The sequence below is a fragment of the Tatumella ptyseos ATCC 33301 genome, from assembly GCF_000735525.1.
GTDB classification, from domain to species: domain Bacteria; phylum Pseudomonadota; class Gammaproteobacteria; order Enterobacterales; family Enterobacteriaceae; genus Tatumella; species Tatumella ptyseos.
This window is the reverse complement of record NZ_JMPR01000054.1, coordinates 1-18,659: the sequence shown is the minus strand read 5'-3', so window position 1 is coordinate 18,659 and position 18,659 is coordinate 1. Positions and strand designations below refer to the sequence as shown.

The following is an 18,659-nucleotide window of genomic DNA, read 5'->3' as shown; positions in this document are numbered from 1 at the left end:
GGTTAAGTCCCGGAAGGCTTCTTACCTATAAAACGCAGGGCGTATTCTTTTCCCTCTCTGCTGCGGACTTTAAAGAAGAATATCATTATTGTCTGAACTGATAGTGTACAAGACAGCCATCTGCTGCGTACTGGCTGCAGGTGAACATAGGATGTGTCATCCGGCAGTAGCAGCGTTTCTGCTATTGTTGCATTATTAATTTGTGCTCTATGATGGCGGTTATCGCTCAGAGCATCGTTAATTAATCGCCCATAAGCGTCTGCAGATCACAGACGCCACTCTTATACTCCGGCTTTCCTGTGATATCATCAGGGATTGACCAGGCGTCCGATAGCGCGGAAAAAGCTTTTGTTCCGGTGTCCTTTTTTGATAGCCCCTTCCCGGTAAAAATAAACCTTCCTCAGATTACAATGCAGGAGCTCAGCGATTTCTTTCGTGTTCAGGTTATAAAGATAACCGCGTAATAGCGATACCTGCTCTTTGGTTAAATCCAGACGGCTATGAAATATAACGCTATAATTTCTTTTACATTTCCCCTGGTTGTCACGACAGAGAATACGAATAAAAAAACTGAAGTCGTCCAGAGGAAGCCGTTTATCCAGTTCAAAGTCAGCGTTTCTAATATACATGAACTGGTGTAACACCGAGAGCAGACAAACCTTACAATGGGGATTTGCCGATTTTATCTTTAAAATATCATTTTCGGGGTCGATAACTATCGGACAGGTTGTCAGTATGTCATAAAATACGAAATCGAAATCCCTTACTGAACGATTATTTAGTAGTTCTTCTACCGAAGTAAAAGTGTAGACGATAATATTGTCAGAAATGTGCCTGCATATAGAAGAAATTGCCATGCAGGTATAGTTACAGGTATCGATAATGGCAATGGAACGAATGACTTCCTTGTTATTCATATAGCACCATATTTATATTATTCGTTTGATTTTTAAAGTGAATTTTTTTCTTGATTTTTCCGAAGTCAGTGCGAAACGTTATAAGCGTACCGGAGTGTTATTTTTGTCTGTTTTTCATCCTGTCGCCTGAAGGTTTTAAACACTGTAATGAATGAAATATCACTGGATTATGTCAGCTATTTGCCATCTGTTCTATAGAGTCAGCCAAAATTGTTTGAAAATAAGAATATTTCAGTTTCTTCTATTGGACGGGTAACGATATTTAATAGTGTCTGTCTGCTGGTGAAACGGGAAGTATAAATTATTACCGTCACCCTAATTCGGTCATTACCTTTATAACCGGTACGGGGAACATAATTGATTCCGGCAGTATAAGCCCGGGCATACATTTTCTTTACCGCGATATTTTTATCTGTGCATCAGTGTGTAAGACAGATAAGTATCGATGAACATTAGGAGGCAAATATCTGACAAGGATCACATATCTTCTCAAAGCTTCGTGAGAATGGCTGAAAAGCGTTTATTCCCCGGGCTGTTGCGCGTACAGTTACGCGTAACAGTTAGTGGTATGGGGGCAGAAAATGAGTAACTTATTTAACCTGAGCGGAAAGCGAGCCTTAATCACCGGGTCTACCCAGGGTCTGGGATTACTAATGGCTTATGGACTAGGTGAGCATGGTGCCGAAGTCATTATCAATGGCCGCAACAGGGAGCGTTGCGAACACGCCGTGACGCAATTACAGCAGGCAGGAATAACGGCACATGCCTGCGCATTTGATGTCACAGACCCGCAAGCCGTAGCGCAAGCAATTGAACAGATAGAGACGGGTACAGGTCCGCTGGATATTCTGATTAATAATGCGGGCATTCAGTTCCGTACACCTTTCACCGATTTTCCGGTTGAACAATGGGATAACATAATGAATGTTAACCAGAAATCAGTATTTCTGGTGTCTCAACAGGTTGCCCGCAGGATGATTGAGCGTAAGCGTGGAAAAATCATCAATATCTGTTCCATGCAAAGCGAATTAGGCCGCGACAATATTACACCGTATGCCGCATCCAAAGGTGCAGTAAAAATGCTGACTAAAGGCATGTGTGTTGAACTTGCCCGGTATAATATTCAGGTTAACGGTATTGCGCCGGGTTATTTCGATTCAGAAATGACATCGGCACTGGTCAATGATAAACAGTTCACTGACTGGCTATGCCACCGGACTCCTGCAGCCCGCTGGGGCAAACCTGAAGAACTGAAAGGAGCCGCTGTCTTCCTTGCCGCGCCGGCTTCTGATTTTGTGAACGGCCATATCCTGTTTGTTGATGGCGGCATGTTAGCGTCAGTTTAATCCGTCCGGGCGGGAGGCGATGCTCCCGCCAGTAAACGATCCCGCCTCTGCCTTTATCACTGACCGTAGACGTCACTGTGCCTTGTGTCTCCGGGTGATGGCCCGCATTACGTCAGACAGGGTTATCCGGGCAGTATCTGCATTTCACAGGTAGACTACCCGCGAAAAAAATACTTACAGGAAATGTTATGAAACGAAACCGTATGTCCCTGCAGGATATCGCGACCCTGGCAGGCCTGACAAAAATGACGGTAAGCCGCTATATGCGTGATCCGTCTAAGGTTTCAGAGCGTAGCAGATGTGCTATTGATGAAGTGATGCGCCAGCATAATTATATTCCTAACCGGTTACCGGAAATGCTGTCGGGGGCGGGGAGCAAAACGCTTGGTGTGATCATTCCGTCTTTCCGGAATCAGATTTTTTCAGATGTGCTGGAAGGTATTCAGCAGGTCGCAGAAAAGCATGGTTATCAGACAATTATTGCCAGTGATAACTATGATCCGCTGACCGGACAGGAAAAAATAATCACTCTGCTCTCCTACCATATTGATGGTTTACTGCTGACCGGTACACAGCACACTCAGACAGCCAGAGATTACCTGAAAACATCCGGTATTCCGGTGGCTGAGCTGATGGAAATAACTTCTGATCCACTGGATATTCAGGTCGGATTTGATAACCGGCAAGCCGCTTTTGATATGACCGGTGAATTTGTCAGGCGCGGTAAAAAACAGATGGCCTTCATCGGTGCGATGGATGATCCGCGTGATGTCAGCCGCTATCAGGGGATGACGCAGGCATTACAGGAATATGGATTGTCAGGGCATCACTATGTCCCCGGAGCAATCTCCTCGATGGTGTTAGGTCGCCGGTTATTTCAGCAAATCATCGCACAGCATCCGCAAACTGATGCAATATTTTGTACGAATGATGATCTGGCGATGGGCGTATTGCTGGAGTGTCAGGCGCGTCTGATCAGGGTCCCTGAAGATATCGCGATTGCCGGTTTCCACGGTCTGGATATCGGTTCAGCAAATCAGCAAAAACTCGCCAGTGTGATCACACCAAGGCTGGAAGCAGGTCAGGTCGCTACCGGGTTGCTGATTGCACAGCTGGAAGGTCGCCGAACAGCGGGCAGTGAAACCGTGGATCTCGGGTATCGTCTGTTTACCGGCGATACTCTCTGAAAGCAGCGACAGGCGGTAAAGCCTGTCGCGGTTGGGTATTATAGTGTTCGCTGACAGGTGTCTGACTAATGTCGCGAGCGAACCAGCTGATAGCGACGGGTCAGATATTCTACCGGCGCACTCCAGATATGAACCAGACGGGTAAAAGGAAATACTAAAAAGAGTGTCATTCCCAGCACCAGGTGTACCCGATAGATCATGTCCACGCCATCCAGAAACGAGGCTGCATTACCCCGGAAAAAGACGATAGATTGTGCCCAGCCTGCCAGCTTCATCATTTCCTCGCCGTCCATATGACGGCTGGAAAACAGGATGGTCGTTACCCCGAGACAAGCCTGGAGCACCAGTAAACTCAGGATAAGAATATCGGCGTGGGTAGAGGTCGCCCGGACACGGGGGTTATACAGCCTGCGTTTCAGCAGTAATCCCCCTCCGATCACCGTCATGATGCCGCAAACACCTCCGGCCACCATGGCTATCTTTTGTTTCGTTGCAATCGGCAGGAAGGACTCATAGACCCAGTGCGGGGTCAGTAAACCAAACAGATGCCCGAAGAAAATTCCGAGAATACCGATGTGAAACAAATTGGAGGCCAGCGTCATGCCTTTTTTATCCAGCATCTGGCTGGAAGAAGCCCGCCAGCTGTACTGGCCGTAATCGTAACGTAACCAGCTTCCTGCCAGAAACACCGTTCCGCACAGGTAAGGGTAAAGATCAAACAGAAAAGTATTCAGCCAGCCTATCATTTGACACCTCCGGCAGATAAATCCAGATACTGCGGTGTGACCTGGTCACGGAAGCGCTGGCGGTATTGTTGTTGTGCCGCATTCTTACATGCCGGATCTTCAATAAATTTCACCTGCTCTTCCTCCCAGATAGCATCCATTGCCTGCGGAGTATCATCGCGGGATTCTCCGGCAATTTTATCAAGCACAGTGTGGCTACGTAGCGGGCTGTCAGCCAGCACTAACAATTGGTCAAATAACACCCGATAGTCACTGCCCCGCTGTGTCAGACGACCGCCGAGCAGAGCCAGTATTTCAGCGATATCCCGTAACCCCTGACGGCATTCCTCTTCCGTGCACAGCGACAGATATTCCAGATACACCGGCAGGTAGTCGGGCAGCTCACGGCAATCCGGTTGCAATCCTGCAGCCTGGTATTGCGTCATTAAGTCGACCATCGCTTGTCCGCGGTCACGCGACTCCGCATGGACGTGTTCAAACAGCAGCAGTGAGGTGGCGCGTCCACGGTCAAAGGTTTCACACCATTCCTGCTGACGATCCAGTAACGGAGCCTGCAAGTAACGTTGAGTAAATTCGAGTAACTCCGGTGATCCTGCGGTGATAACTGCTAATATTTCTTCTGACGCTTCCCACAGTTCCTGAGAAGGATATTCCAGCATCACAGCAATCAGTTTTAATGGCTGCATCACTGATCTCCTGTTTTTTCGGACACATTGATGGCATCGATCCGGCGGCTGTTAAACAAATTAAAACGGGTATCACTCCCGTGGCAGCCATCACCGAAGGTAAATCCGCATCCGCTTTTTTCCGGGAATGCATGTCCGGCCATTTCACGGTGACCGGAAGGCACGACAAACCTGTCTTCATAGTTGGCAATGGCCAGATAGCGGTACATTTCTTCTGCCTGAGCCACTGTCAGTCCTGTCTCTTCAAGAGCCCGGGTATCGGTTTTGCCTTCCACCGTTTGAGCGCGTTTATAATGGCGCATCGCCATCATGCGTTTTAATGCTGAAATTACCGGGGCGGTATCACCGGCTGTCAGCATATTAGCCAGATACTGAACCGGAATACGTAGTTCTTCTACTGCCGGTAATACGCCATCGCTGGTTAAAGCCCCGGATTCAGCAACCGACTGAATCGGGGAAAGCGGTGGTACATACCAGACCATAGGCAGGGTACGGTATTCAGGATGTAACGGCAGAGCCAGCTTCCAGTCCATGGCCAGTTTCCAGACCGGCGAATTTTTTGCTGCTTCCAACACATTCTGCGGGATCCCTTGCTGTTGTGCTGCAAGGATCACCTGCGGGTCATTGGGATCCAGGAAAATATCAGACTGGCGCTGATAAAGATCCTGTTCATTCTCCGTGGCAGCGGCCTCAGAGATCTTATCGGCATCATAGAGCAAAACGCCCAGGTAACGGATCCTGCCGACGCAGGTCTCGGAGCAAACGGTAGGCATACCTGCTTCTATACGCGGATAGCAGAAAATACATTTTTCAGACTTTCCGCTTTTCCAGTTGAAGTAGATCTTCTTGTACGGACAACCACTGATACATAAACGCCAGCCGCGGCAGCGATCCTGGTCTATCAGGACAATACCGTCTTCTTCACGCTTATAGATAGCACCGCTCGGGCAGGTTGCAACACACGACGGGTTCAGGCAATGCTCACAGAGGCGTGGCATATACATCATGAACGTATGTTCAAACTCGCCATAGATTTGCTTTTCCATATTCGCAAAGTTCTGGTCCGCTGAGCGTGTTTCAAATTCACCTCCGAGAATTTCTTCCCAGTTCGGGCCTGAGGTGATCTTATCCATGCGCTGACCGGTGATTAGCGAGCGGGGACGTGCCGTCGGCTGGTGTTTCCCCTGTGGCGCATTGTGCAGGTGCTGGTAATCGAAGGTAAAAGGTTCGTAATAGTCATCGATCCCCGGGACCAGCGGATTGGCAAAAATTTTACTTAATACCCCGACCTTGTTGCCGAGGCGAGGCTCCAGCCGGCCGTTGATTTTGCGGATCCACCCGCCGCGCCATTTTTCCTGATCCTCCCATGCGGTCGGATAACCTGTGCCGGGTTTACTCTCCACGTTATTGAACCAGGCATATTCCATACCTTCACGACTGGTCCAGACATTTTTACAGGTCACGGAGCAGGTATGACAGCCAATACATTTATCAAGGTTCAGAACCATACCGACCTGGGAACGTATTTTCATTGGTTAGCCTCCTGAACCTGATCATGGCCTTCATCGTCCAGCCAGAGAATATTTTTCATTTTGCGGACAATAATAAATTCATCACGGTTGGAACCCACGGTTCCGTAGTAGTTAAACCCGTAGCACTGATGGACATAGCCGCCGATCATATGTGTGGGTTTAGGGCTGATACGGGTCACTGAGTTATGGATCCCCCCACGCATCCCCGTCACCTCGGAACCAGGGATATTCGTAATACGTTCCTGTGCGTGGTACATCATGGTCATACCTGCAGGGACACGCTGACTGACCACGGCCCTGGCGGTCAGAGCCCCGTTACTGTTAAAGGCTTCAATCCAGTCGTTATCGCGGATGCCCATCTCTCTGGCATCTTCCTCGCTCATCCAGACAATCGGTCCGCCGCGCGAAAGCGTCAGCATCAGCAGATTTTCGCTGTAAGTGGAGTGGCTCCCCCATTTCTGATGAGGAGTCAGAAAATTCAGTGTCTTCTCCGGATAGCCATTGGAAGGAATATGCTGCATTTTCTCAACACTACGCGTATTGATCGGCGGTCTGTAGCTAACCAGACTTTCTCCGAAGGCCCGCATCCAGGGGTGATCCTGGTAAAGCTGCTGGCGTCCGGTCAGAGTACGCCAGGGGATCAATTCATGGACGTTGGTATAACAGGCGTTATAAGAGACGTGTTCATCTTCCAGTCCTGACCAGGTCGGGCTGGAGATGATCTTTCTTGGCTGTGCCTGGATATCACGAAAACGGATCTTCTCTTCCTGTTTTGGCAGGGCTAGATGGGTATGGTCGCGTCCGGTAATTTCACCCAGAGCCTCCCAGGCTTTTACGGCGACTTGTCCGTTAGTTTCCGGGGCCAGTGCCAGGATCATCTCTGCGGCATCAATGGCCGTATCAAGCTGTGGCTGACCTTTGCCTGCGCCTTCAGCCCGGGTGTGATTCAGCTGACGCAGCAGTTCGACTTCCTTATCTGTGTTCCAGGAGATCCCTTTGCCGCCATTACCCAGCTTTTCAAGTAACGGACCGACAGAGGTGAATCGTTCACTGAGGGCGGGGTAGTCACGTTCAACCACCATGATATGCGGTGCCGTTTTACCCGGTTGCAGTTCGCATTCACCTTTGTGCCACTGTTTCACCTCGTAAGGTTGCGACAGTTCTGCAGGGGAGTCATGCTGGATAGGTAACAGCACCACATCTTTCTCTACCCCGAGGTGACCCGGACAGAGTTCAGAGAAGGTTCTGGCAATCTCTTTGTAGATTTCCCAGTCACTGCGGGATTCCCATACCGGGTCGACGGCTGCCGACAGCGGATGGATAAAGGGATGCATATCCGACGTATTCATATCGTCTTTTTCATACCAGGTGGCCGTCGGTAAAACGATATCGGAAAACAGGCAGGTACTGGACATCCTGAAGTCGAGTGTCACCAGCAGGTCCAGTTTTCCTTCCCGGGCGGGAGTCTGCCAGTCTGCTTCTTCCGGAGACATTTCCGGGTCTGCTACGGTTTCATCGCCCTGGATACCGCTGTCTATCCCTAACAGATAACGCAACATATATTCATGGCCTTTCGCCGACGATCCCAGCAGATTTGAGCGCCATACAAATAAATTTCGGGGATGGTTATTACCGCTGTCCGGTTGTTCACAGGCAAAACGTAACTCACCTTCCTTCAGTGCCGAAACGGTATAATCAACCGGGGATACGCCGGCCTTTTGGGCCATTGAAGCAATGGTCAGAGGGTTAGTATTCAGTTGCGGCGAAGACGGCAACCAGCCCATTCGTTCAGCACGGATGTTAAAATCAATCAACTGGCCGCTGAAGGCTTTTTTATCTGCCAGCGGAGATAACAACTCCTGTGTGGAGAGTTTCTCGTAGCGCCACTGGCTGGAGTGATTATAGAAAAAGGACGTCCCGTTCATATGGCGTGGCGGACGGGTCCAGTCCAGCGCAAATGCCAGCGGTTGCCAGCCGGTTTGTGGTCGCAGTTTTTCCTGACCGACATAATGCGCCCAGCCACCGCCGCTTTGCCCGACACAGCCGCAGAAGATCAGCATGTTCATCAGGCCGCGGTAATTCATATCCATGTGGTACCAGTGGTTCATACCGGCACCGACGATTATCATAGAGCGACCGTGGGTCTTGTGTGCTGTGTCGGCAAACTCGCGCGCGATGCGGATAATCTGATCCCGGGGAACGCCACAGATTTGTTCTGCCCATGCCGGGGAGTAGGCTTTTATTTCATCATAGGAGGTGGCGGCCTGAGTATCGCCCCAATCGCGATCGATGCCGTAATTCCCTAAGGTAAGATCATAAACGCTCACGACCTTCGCCTGTGTACCGTCAGCAAGAGTCAACAGTTTTGCCGGTAAGGTATGGACCAGTACCGGAGAGTGTTCGACATGGCGAAAATGTGGTGATTGCTGGCCACCGAAATAAGGGAAGGCCACTTCTGCCAGTTGATCATAATCTTCTGCCAGGCTGAGGCGTAATGTAGTCTCTTGTCCGCCTGCACGGGCCTCCAGGTTCCACCCGCCTTTCTGTCCCCAGCGGAAACCCGCTGAACCATTTGGGATCACTAACTGTCCGTCATGGTTAATCGCGACAGTTTTCCAGTCCGGATTATTACTTTCACCGAGGTTATCAGCCAGATCAGCGGCTCTTAACAGACGGCCTGCGCTGTAATAACCTTCATCGGTTTCTTCCAGTACGACCAGCATCGGCATATCTGTGTAGCGCCGGCAATAATTAATAAAATAGTCGCTGGGGTTATCGAGGTGAAACTCCCTGAGGATGACATGGCCCATCGCCATCGCCAGAGCCGCATCGGTTCCCTGTTTGGGGGCCAGCCATTGGTCACTGAGTTTCGCGACTTCAGCATAATCGGGGGTGATGGCGACAGTTTTCGTTCCTTTATACCGGACTTCAGTGAAGAAGTGAGCATCAGGAGTACGGGTTTGCGGGACATTCGATCCCCAGGCAATGATATAGGCAGAGTTATACCAGTCTGCCGATTCAGGCACATCCGTCTGTTCACCCCATGTCATCGGGGAAGCCGGTGGCAGGTCGCAGTACCAGTCGTAAAAACTCAGGCAGGTGCCTCCCATCAGAGAGAGATAGCGTGTACCCGCCGCATAAGAAACCATCGACATGGCCGGTATCGGAGAGAAACCCGCTACCCGATCCGGGCCATAATTTTTGACGGTCCAGATATTGGCAGCCGCAATTAGCTGGTTCAGTTCATTCCAGTCTGAACGGACAAAACCACCTTTTCCGCGGGCTTTTTTATAGCGGGCAGTTTTTTGCTCATCACGGACAATACTGTCCCAGGCATCGACCGGGTCGCTGAATTCCTGGCGGGCTTCGCGCCATAACTGGATTAACTGCTTGCGGACTAAGGGGTATTTGAGGCGGTTTGCACTGTAGATATACCAGGAGTAACTGGCTCCGCGCGGACATCCGCGCGGTTCGTGATTAGGTAAGTCTGAACGTGTACGTGGGTAATCAGTTTGCTGGGTTTCCCAGGTCACCAGACCGTTTTTTACATAGATCTTCCAGCTACAGGAACCTGTACAGTTAACGCCGTGGGTAGAACGGACAATTTTATCGTGCTGCCAGCGCTGCCGATAACTATCCTCCCAGTCACGGTTACTGTTCATCGTCTGACCATGATCTTTTGAAAACGTGCTGCCTTTTTGCTTAAAGTAGCGGAGTTTATCCAGTAGTTTGCTCATATTTTCCTCCGTACAGAGTCGCTTGTTTCGGCGTTGACTCTGTCAGGTATCCGGTAGGTAAAATGCCCGCTGAGCGGGCATACGCTTTTATTGTTTTGCGGGTTTTTTACGACCGTAGACCAGCCCGGTGACCAACAGGCCAACCACGTAAAATACCAGGAAAATTACCATTGCCCCCACCGGGGAACCGGTGAGATCCAATGAGCTACCAAAGGCTTTAGGGATAAAGAATCCGCCGAATGCGCCAATTGCGGAGATAAAGCCCAGCGCGGAGGCAGTTTCAGTCACTGCGAGTTGCTGAACTTTGTCTTCGCTGACACCGTCTTTCAGCGCCTTATTGATAGTCAGCTGACGGAAGATCACAGCGATCATCTGAAAGGTGGAGCCACTCCCCAGCCCGGCGGTCAGGAAGAGCCCCATAAATACGGCATAGAATGCGGTGAAATTACCGTGGCTAGTGCCCCCGACCGGCAGCGTGAAAAACAGTAATCCGGTGAATAACACCATAAAAAGGTAATTAATGAGGGTGACGCGAACTCCGCCGAACTTATCGGAGATCATGCCGCCGAACGAACGGGCAAGTGCACCGATGAAAGGGCCAAAAAAGGCCAGTTTGAGAATATCGACTCCCGGAAACTGCGTTTTTGCCAGCATGGCAAATCCGGCGGAGAAACCAATAAACGAACCAAAAGTGGTCAGATACAAAAAACTCAGTAACCACATATGGCCGCGTTTAAGTACCGGCAACTGCTGGCGGATAGACAACCGGGTGCCCGGAACATCATTCATCGCAAACCAGGCGGCCAGTGTTGCGATAACCAGCAGGGGGACCCAGACCCAGGCGGTATTCGCCAGCCACAGCAGGCTGCCATCCGCCTGAGTGACGCTTTTACCACCGAGCAGACTAAATAACGGGACGACAAGAACCAGCGGAGCGACCAGTTGCATCACACTGACGCCGAGGTTCCCCAACCCCCCATTGATGCCAAGTGCGCTACCCTGACGTGCTTTCGGGAAGAAGAAGCTGATATTCCCCATACTTGAAGCAAAGTTTGCGCCGGCAAAACCACACAGCAGAGAGATAATAATGAAAGTGGAATAGCGGGTGCTGGTATCCTGTACCGCGATACCCAGCCAGAGACACGGGATAATCAGGATCACTGTAGAAATCGCCGTCCATTTCCTGCCACCGATTAACGGCACCATAAAAGAGTAAGGTACGCGCAGGATAGCTCCCGAAAGTGCAGGGAGGGCAGTTAACATAAATAGTTGATCAGTCGTAAAATTAAATCCGGCTTTGTTCAGATTAATAGAAACAGCGCTGAACAGCATCCAGACGCAAAAAGAGAGTAATAACGCAAACACTGACACCCACAGGTTCCGCTGCGCTATTTTTTTTCCGCTTTGCTCCCAGAACTGACTGTTTTCCGGCTCCCACTGCTGCAGCAGTCCGGAGTTTTTTCTCTTTGATAACGACATGGCTAAGCTCAGTGTTAATAGTTGATAGAGAAATTACCTGGTGTCAGGTAACGACAGGGTTAATGGATGAACGAATAATTAATGATAATCTTTCTTATCTATTGATATCTTTTTATTGTATTGCTACTGCGTAATTAATATATCCTGGCAGATGAGATGCCTGGCTTGATCTTAAACATGTTTCAGGAACTATTAATTCCGTGATGACATGCTTTGTTACTTACATTAAGATTTAATTAATTATTCACATTAATTAAATTATATTCCCCGGATCCCTGAGGATTAAAGATGAAATTCAGGATCCTTAGCGGATGAAATTATTTCATCCGTATACTTATCCGTTTTTTTATGGAGTTTGTGGTACAGATGAACGACTGACCCGACAATAATCAGACCGGGAGTACGAATACCGTCACAGAGTGCGGACAGTTCATTGAGTTGACCGATCCTGACGCGCTGCTGCGCCCGGGTACCATTTTCAATTACAGCGACCGGGGTATGTTTACCGGCACCAGCGTTCTGAAGCTGTGCACAGATATCAGCAGCCCGCTGTACCCCCATATAAATCACCAGAGTTTCGTCATCGCTGAAAGTCGTTAGCGGAACTGATATGGCGGAAGGTTGCCGGTGTCCGGTGATAAAGCGCACGCCTGAAGCGTGTGCACGGTGTGTCAGTGGAATTAATGCACTGGCGGCGCAGCCACTGGCCGCGGTAATACCGGGAACAACGGAGCAGGGAATACCTGCGGCTTGCAGAGCTTCCAGCTCTTCTCCGCCCCGGCCGAAAATAAGCGGATCACCACCTTTCAGCCGCACCACTTGTTGACCGGCTTCTGCCTCACGTATCAGGATGCGGTTAATCTCTTCCTGGGTATAACCAGGCTGACCGCATCGCTTTCCGGCAGCGATCCGTTTAACGTTCTGCGGGATCAGCGCCAGGATCTCATCAGACACCAGCAGATCATAAACCACGACATCGGCTTGCTGCAGGGATCGCAGGGCTTTCACGGTCAGTAATTCGGGATCACCCGGCCCTGCGCCGGTCAGTATCACCTGACCGGTCGCTGCCGGAAAATACGGCCAGGCATTACCCGGGACAGGGGATGTCATACACTGGTCACCGTATCGCCACCCGGTATAGCCGCCGGCAGAGTGCTTACCTGCACTGCGCCCTCAGAGACCCTCACCGCATACCCGGGGACGGAATAACGGTTGTCCTCCATACATAAACCATCACGCAGCCTGAAGTGCTGTTTTTTCAGCGGGCTGGCTACCCAGAGATCCCCCTGATGTTCAGCGATAATGCCCCGACTGAGTACACTTGCCTGAAAAAAAGGGTCAATGTTACTGATGGCATAAATCTGCACATCATCCCGCGGACGGAACAGAGCAACCTGATGATTTTCAACTAAAGCGCAGACGCCGGTACCAGGCAGAATATCGTTGACGTTACAAACAGTTATCCACTCAGTCATCATTTATCCTCCTGCAGGGCTACCGGAATGCGTTCTTCCGGTATTGCTGGCCGGTGTTGCTGGCCTTCGGGGACCATCTGAACCAGCATGTCACGTTGCGGACTGTTAACGAAATGATGGAACCGGACACGTGTCTCCGGGGTATCCAGGGTTTCACGCCATTCGCAGTGATATTTTTCCCTGAGTAAACGCAGGTCCTCTTCCGCCTGCTGAGCCATATTTAAGTGATCGTCGATGATCACTTTTCTCAGGTAATCGATCCCGCCTTCCAGGCTTTCGAGCCAGACCGAAGTACGTTGTAATTTATCGGCAGTGCGCAGATAGAACATCATAAAGCGATCGATATAGCGAACCAGTGTGGCCTGATCGAGGTCGGCCGCCAGCAGATCCGCGTGACGGGGTTTCATGCCTCCGTTACCACAGACATAAAGATTCCAGCCTTTTTCGGTAGCGATGACGCCAATATCCTTACTTTGTGCTTCAGCACATTCACGGGTACACCCGGAAACACCGAATTTCATTTTATGGGGAGTACGGATACCTTTGTAACGGTTTTCCAGCATGACCCCGAGTCCGGTGCTGTCCCCGACACCATAACGGCACCAGCGACTACCGACACAGGTTTTTGCCATGCGCAGAGCTTTGGCATAGGCATGACCGGTTTCAAACCCGGCATCCAGCAACCTCTGCCAGATCTCCGGTAAATCATCTTTCTGAACACCAAACAAAGCAATACGCTGTGAACCCGTGATCTTGCTGTACAGGGAGAATTCAGTCGCTACCTCACCGATAACCTTTAATTGTTGCGGGGTGATCTCCCCTCCGGGGCTACGGGGGATGACTGAATAGGTACCGTCCTTCTGGATGTTTGCCAGAAAGTTGTCGTTGGAGTCCTGTAACGGGACCAGTGCCGGTTGCAGGATATAATCATTCCATGCCGAGGCCAGCAGGCTGGCAATGGCGGGTTTACAGACTTCGCAACCGTATCCTTTACCGTATTGCCGGAGTAGTGCATCAAAGGTTTTGATTTGGCCGACCCGAATCAGATGAAACAGCTCCTGACGGGAGTAAGGGAAATGTTCACACAAATGGTGGGTGACTTCGATTCCCTGTCGTGTGAGTTCACTGTTCAGTACCTGCGTCAGTAGCGGAATACAGCCGCCGCAACCGGTGCCGGCATGGGTGGTGGCTTTCAGTGCTGCTACGGTATGACATCCGTCGGCAATGGCTTTAATAATGGTGCCTTTACTGACATCAAAGCAGGAACAGATTTGAGCACTGTCCGGAAGCTTATCGACCCCCATCACCCGGCTTTCTCCTGCCGCATACGCAGGCAGGATCAGCTGGTCGGGATTTTCCGGCAGTTCAATGCCGTTCAGCATCAGTTGTAATAAATTAGCGTAATCGGAGGTATCTCCGACCAGCACGGCACCCAACAGCAGACGGTTATCAGCACTGACAATCAGACGCTTGTAAACCTCTTGATTTTCATTCAGATAAATATAGCTGCGGCAGCCCGGGGTGCGGCCATGAGCATCGCCCAGTCCGCCGACGTCGACCCCGAGTAATTTGAGTTTGGCACTCATATCGGCGCCATCGAATTCGGCGGGCTGATCACACAAGTGTGCGGCAACCACTCGTGCCATTTTGTATCCCGGGGCGACCAGCCCATAGACACGGTTTTCCCAACTGGCACATTCGCCGATGGCATAAATATCCGCATCACTGGTCTGGCACTGCTTATTAATCACAATTCCCCCGCGTTCAGCAGTCACCAGCCCGCATTGACGAGCGAGACTATCCTGCGGGCGAATACCGGTGGAGAACACAACAAAATCGGTTTCCAGAGAGGAACCGTCAGCAAATAACAGCGTCTTACGCGATTCGCTCCCCTGCTGAATAATCTGGCGGGTATTTTTTCCGGTGTGGACGTTAACCCCGAGACGTTCTATTTTTTTGCGTAGCTGTTCGCCCCCGGTCGTATCCAGTTGTTCGGCCATCAGTACACTGGAAAATTCGACGACATGGGTTTCAACACCGAGATTTTTCAGTGCCCCGGCCGCTTCAAGGCCCAGTAATCCGCCACCAATAACAACACCGCGTTTACTGCGTAGTGCACAGGCTTCTATTGCATTCAGGTCTTCAATGGTTCGGTAAACAAAGCAGTCAGGGCCGTTACTGCCTTCGATAGGGGGGATCCACGGATAAGAACCGGTGGCTATGACCAGCTTATCGTAACAGACCGTACGGCCAGCGGCTGAGCTTACCTCTTTACGCTGGCGATCAATGGTCAGTGCGCGCTCTGCGATAAAAACCTGAATATGATGTTTTCCGTAAAAATCTTCTCGAACCAGCGACAGATCTTCAGCGGTATGATGTGAAAAATAGGATGAGAGATGGACCCTGTCATACGCCTGGCGGGGTTCTTCGCAGAAAACAGTGATCTCATACTGGTTAGCGGGGGACTTATCGATCAATTCTTCGATAAAACGATGTCCCACCATACCATTTCCAATCACGCAGAGTCGTATAGTACGCATTGTGGCCTCACTGGAATGACAGAGGTATCACTCTACGATAAGGGAACTTCAGACGTGTTGATGTAAGTCAAATGCATCTTTAATCAGACAGACGTAATAAAATGGTATACCCCATAACAGGCGAGTGTAAGAGAATTCTGTATTCTCAGGGCATTCCTTGTAAGAATAAAGATTGGCTGCTAGGTTTTTTACATAGCCTAAAAAAAGGGAAATGAAGATGAAAAAGACATTAACTGCTGTTGCTATTTCTATGACGTTCTTTACTGCGCATGTTTTTGCAGAAACGACTTCACAGCAGATTCAGGAACAGACTCAGCAGCTTAAAAATAGTGCATCAGAGACGACTGAGCAGGCTAAAGACCGCAGCGCGGAAATTGCTAACAAAACCAAACACCGTCTGCAGGAAAAAAATGAGCAGACAGTCAATAAGCTGAAAAACGGTGGTCACACCACTACTACTGACGCAGCGAAAGAGAAATCACAGAAAGCCTGGAACCGTACTAAAGAAGGTACTGAGAAAGGCTGGAACAAGACGAAAGAAACCACCCACAAAGCGGTGAATGGTACTCAGGAAGGTGCAACCAAACTTTGGAATAAAACCAAAGATGCGGCATCCGATACTAAAAGTGCTATCTCTGAAAAAGTAAACTGATAATCCGGGCCGTCAGGCACCCAAATCAGATTTTCAGCTAAAGGCCCTCTGCAGTTGCAGGGGGCTTTTTTATTGCCGGAGAAGAGTTATTGCACGGTGGAGTCCCGAGTCCCGGGGTATCCGTCGGAAGGCCGGTAAACGTTTAGCCACCACGAATGCGCGCAGTTCTTAATGCTTCCCGGAGAGATGATTCCGGATCTGTACCGGGGGTTGTGGAAGCCATGTCTGACGCCACCATCAACACACCGGTATCAGCGTTTATCAGATGACGTGACTATTCAGCAAGTATTGCGCTGGCAGTCACCGATGCACCGCCGCAGACGATCACCAGTACATTATCATCGGCGGAAAACTGAATTTTCCGGTCATACAACAGTGACAGCGAAACACCGCAGGCAGGTTCTGTCAGTACGCGGTGGTCATCAAGAAAAGTCCGGCAGGCACTCACCGCTTCTTCATCGGAGACCAGCATACTGTGAACGTTGTGACGGGTTGCAACATCGAATGCATTTCTGCACACCTGGCTTGCGGCGAGTGTTGTGGCTATGCCACTGACAACCGGTAATCTGACGAGTTCGCCGGCATTCACCGAGGCATTCAGTGATGCCGTACCATAAGTTTCGCCGGCATAAACAGGGATATGCCCTAACTGGTGCCTGACCAGTCCCTGAACGACACCTGAAAGTAAACTGCCCCCTCCGACAGACAGAACAACCGCATCAGGGGTTACTCCTTCTTCTATGACTTCATCAATGATTGAGCTGATCCCCTCCCACAGATGCGGGTCATCGAATGGATGAATATAAACCGTGTTACCGCTGGTGAGCGATAATGCGTGATCGTTAGCCTCGCTCCAGACTTTTCCGTGAACAATCAGTTGTGCACCTTCGCGGAGAATAAGTTGCCTTGCCATTAACGAGGTGGTTTCCGGTACTACGACCGTTACCGGCAGTCCCAGCTTTCTGCCACTGTGTGCCACAGAGATCCCGGCGTTCCCCCCGGAGGAACTGACAAAGCCGGTGGCTCCTTGCTCTGCATAATACCGGCATGCATTGGCTGCGCTGCGGAGTTTAAATGAACCGGTGGGCTGAGCCGATTCCATTTTTAGCCAGACATTGGTTTCTAAGCATTCACTCAGAGGAAGCGAATTTATAAGCGGGGTTTTGATACTTATTCTCATTCGTGGGTGCCTGTATTAGTAAATAAGGAAATTTATACGAAGAAAAAGGGGTGATAATATTTCAGAAAGTCTGCTTCTCTAACTTGTCACACCAGGGCAGTGACGGTAAAGAGATATTATTCCGGCACTGCGCCCTTTGCCCGGTCGCCCGCAGCGGATTACAGGCAGCAAGCCTTATTACAAAGCGAACGGAATATTCACCGTGCTGACACAAACAAATTCTTCGGTTCCCAGGTATCCGCTCTGAGCAGATTCCGTCCGTTATACGTGAAGTAGTTTCAGTTGCCGCATGGCGGCGGCCGGGTTAAGGCCCGAAGGCGCGGACCTTAACAATCCGCGCCTGGCGCAGGTCCTCGCTGTCCCCTCACTTATCGCTCCGGCCTGACGGCCCGCCCGGATCCGCCGTCCTGGCTCAGCCTGGCCGTCACTCTGCGTTCGGCGCTGCGGATAGCGCCCCAAAACCTGCTCTCCGGGCATCACCACTGTTTTCCGGTTTTAAAACAAAACCACAATCCGCTTTTCCGCGGATGACTGCACCGATGGTCGGGCGACATCGCACCGCTGAGCGAGTGAATGTGGCCAGGACGAGCCGCAGGGACGCGGCGAGAGGTCATGCTGAGCAGGAGCGAATCATGACCGGTCCGTAAAGGACACATGAATGAGTGAAGGTACCGCGCAGCGGCGGGCAGGCCTGTCGCAAGGCCGGGAGTGCAGAGGGCGCGGCCATGCGCCCTTTGCCCGGTCGCCCGCAGCGGGGTGCAGGCAGCAAGCCTTAATGCAAGGCGAACGGAATATTCACCGGCCTGAGATAAAAATAACAGATGAGTTTAAAACCCGCAGACCGGCTAACGAAAAATCCCCCGTTTTTCTCCGGGCCACCCACCCGGTGACTTACCGCGACATCGCACCGCTGAGCGAGTGAATGTGGCCAGGGCGAGCCGCAGGGACGCGGCGAGAGGTCATGCTGAGCAGGAGCGAATCATGACCGGTCCGTAAAGGACACATAAATGAGTGAAGGTACCGCGAAGCGGCGGGCAGGCTTGTCGCAAGGCCGGGAGTGCAGAGGGCGCGGCCATGCGCCCTTTGCCCGGTCGCCCACGGCGGGGTGCAGGCAGCAGCCTTATTACAAAGCGAACGGAATATTCACCGTACGGAGATAAAAATAACAGATGAGTTTAAAAC

The 18,659-nt window shown here is 50.8% G+C and carries 12 protein-coding genes and 1 pseudogene; 3 read left to right on the top strand and 10 right to left on the bottom strand.

Going from position 1 to position 18,659, the window contains the following annotated elements:
• Positions 1 to 308 precede the first annotated feature (308 nt).
• Positions 309 to 917 (bottom strand): hypothetical protein, encoded by a 609-nt coding sequence (locus GTPT_RS17600; RefSeq protein WP_145959563.1) that lies wholly within the window; start codon positions 915 to 917, stop codon positions 309 to 311.
• 581 nt (positions 918 to 1,498) lie between these two features.
• Here GTPT_RS17600 and idnO point away from each other — a divergent pair.
• Positions 1,499 to 2,263, top strand: a complete 765-nt coding sequence (idnO, locus tag GTPT_RS16050) for a gluconate 5-dehydrogenase (RefSeq protein ID WP_025902777.1) — start codon at positions 1,499 to 1,501, stop codon at positions 2,261 to 2,263.
• A gap of 188 nt (positions 2,264 to 2,451) precedes the next feature.
• On the top strand, positions 2,452 to 3,450 hold the full coding sequence (locus tag GTPT_RS16045; protein ID WP_029991495.1) for a LacI family DNA-binding transcriptional regulator: 999 nt from the start codon (positions 2,452 to 2,454) through the stop codon (positions 3,448 to 3,450).
• Positions 3,451 to 3,515: 65 nt separating this feature from the next.
• Here GTPT_RS16045 and narI read toward each other — a convergent pair whose 3' ends face one another.
• The 8 genes and pseudogenes from narI to nirB all read right to left on the bottom strand — a co-directional run bounded on the left by narI (position 3,516) and on the right by nirB (position 15,645).
• On the bottom strand, positions 3,516 to 4,193 hold the full coding sequence (gene narI / locus GTPT_RS16040) for a respiratory nitrate reductase subunit gamma (RefSeq protein ID WP_025902775.1): 678 nt from the start codon (positions 4,191 to 4,193) through the stop codon (positions 3,516 to 3,518).
• Positions 4,193 to 4,882 (bottom strand): nitrate reductase molybdenum cofactor assembly chaperone, encoded by a 690-nt coding sequence (gene narJ, locus GTPT_RS16035; RefSeq protein WP_025902774.1) that lies wholly within the window; start codon positions 4,880 to 4,882, stop codon positions 4,193 to 4,195. The genes narI and narJ overlap by 1 nt, the downstream gene beginning before the upstream one ends.
• Positions 4,882 to 6,414, bottom strand: a complete 1,533-nt coding sequence (gene narH, locus GTPT_RS16030) for a nitrate reductase subunit beta (protein WP_029991493.1) — start codon at positions 6,412 to 6,414, stop codon at positions 4,882 to 4,884. The genes narJ and narH overlap by 1 nt, the downstream gene beginning before the upstream one ends.
• On the bottom strand, positions 6,411 to 10,151 hold the full coding sequence (locus GTPT_RS16025; protein WP_029991492.1) for a nitrate reductase subunit alpha: 3,741 nt from the start codon (positions 10,149 to 10,151) through the stop codon (positions 6,411 to 6,413). The genes narH and GTPT_RS16025 overlap by 4 nt, the downstream gene beginning before the upstream one ends.
• A gap of 87 nt (positions 10,152 to 10,238) precedes the next feature.
• Entirely contained in the window at positions 10,239 to 11,630 is a 1,392-nt protein-coding gene (locus GTPT_RS16020) for a NarK family nitrate/nitrite MFS transporter (protein ID WP_025902771.1), read from the bottom strand.
• Positions 11,631 to 11,912: 282 nt separating this feature from the next.
• Positions 11,913 to 12,689 (bottom strand): annotated as a pseudogene (gene cobA, locus GTPT_RS16015) (uroporphyrinogen-III C-methyltransferase); the annotation flags it as partial.
• Positions 12,690 to 12,736: 47 nt separating this feature from the next.
• Positions 12,737 to 13,105 (bottom strand): nitrite reductase small subunit NirD, encoded by a 369-nt coding sequence (nirD, locus tag GTPT_RS16010; RefSeq protein ID WP_025902769.1) that lies wholly within the window; start codon positions 13,103 to 13,105, stop codon positions 12,737 to 12,739.
• Positions 13,105 to 15,645, bottom strand: a complete 2,541-nt coding sequence (nirB, locus tag GTPT_RS16005) for a nitrite reductase large subunit NirB (RefSeq protein ID WP_029991488.1) — start codon at positions 15,643 to 15,645, stop codon at positions 13,105 to 13,107. Before nirB ends, nirD begins: the two co-directional genes overlap by 1 nt.
• Before the next feature lie 217 nt (positions 15,646 to 15,862).
• On the opposite strand from nirB, the gene GTPT_RS16000 reads away from it, so the two are divergent.
• Complete coding sequence (locus GTPT_RS16000; RefSeq protein WP_051170921.1) at positions 15,863 to 16,297, top strand: hypothetical protein; 435 nt, start codon at positions 15,863 to 15,865, stop codon at positions 16,295 to 16,297.
• A gap of 274 nt (positions 16,298 to 16,571) precedes the next feature.
• On the opposite strand, the gene GTPT_RS15995 is transcribed toward GTPT_RS16000, so the two are convergent.
• Positions 16,572 to 17,477 carry a pyridoxal-phosphate dependent enzyme gene (locus GTPT_RS15995; RefSeq protein WP_029991484.1) on the bottom strand — a complete coding sequence of 302 codons (906 nt, stop codon included), beginning with the start codon at positions 17,475 to 17,477 and terminating at the stop codon, positions 16,572 to 16,574.
• Between the last annotated feature and the right edge of the window lie 1,182 nt (positions 17,478 to 18,659).

What these genes read in the sequence shown, in the direction of transcription:
- GTPT_RS17600 (WP_145959563.1), bottom strand. Translation starts at nt 917, where the DNA reads ATGAATAACAAGGAAGTCATTCGTTCCATTGCCATTATCGATACCTGT.
- idnO (WP_025902777.1), top strand. Translation starts at nt 1,499, where the DNA reads ATGAGTAACTTATTTAACCTGAGCGGAAAGCGAGCCTTAATCACCGGG.
- GTPT_RS16045 (WP_029991495.1), top strand. Translation starts at nt 2,452, where the DNA reads ATGAAACGAAACCGTATGTCCCTGCAGGATATCGCGACCCTGGCAGGC.
- narJ (WP_025902774.1), bottom strand. Translation starts at nt 4,882, where the DNA reads ATGCAGCCATTAAAACTGATTGCTGTGATGCTGGAATATCCTTCTCAG.
- narH (WP_029991493.1), bottom strand. Translation starts at nt 6,414, where the DNA reads ATGAAAATACGTTCCCAGGTCGGTATGGTTCTGAACCTTGATAAATGT.
- GTPT_RS16025 (WP_029991492.1), bottom strand. Translation starts at nt 10,151, where the DNA reads ATGAGCAAACTACTGGATAAACTCCGCTACTTTAAGCAAAAAGGCAGC.
- GTPT_RS16020 (WP_025902771.1), bottom strand. Translation starts at nt 11,630, where the DNA reads ATGTCGTTATCAAAGAGAAAAAACTCCGGACTGCTGCAGCAGTGGGAG.
- nirD (WP_025902769.1), bottom strand. Translation starts at nt 13,105, where the DNA reads ATGACTGAGTGGATAACTGTTTGTAACGTCAACGATATTCTGCCTGGT.
- nirB (WP_029991488.1), bottom strand. Translation starts at nt 15,645, where the DNA reads ATGCGTACTATACGACTCTGCGTGATTGGAAATGGTATGGTGGGACAT.
- GTPT_RS16000 (WP_051170921.1), top strand. Translation starts at nt 15,863, where the DNA reads ATGAAAAAGACATTAACTGCTGTTGCTATTTCTATGACGTTCTTTACT.
- GTPT_RS15995 (WP_029991484.1), bottom strand. Translation starts at nt 17,477, where the DNA reads ATGAGAATAAGTATCAAAACCCCGCTTATAAATTCGCTTCCTCTGAGT.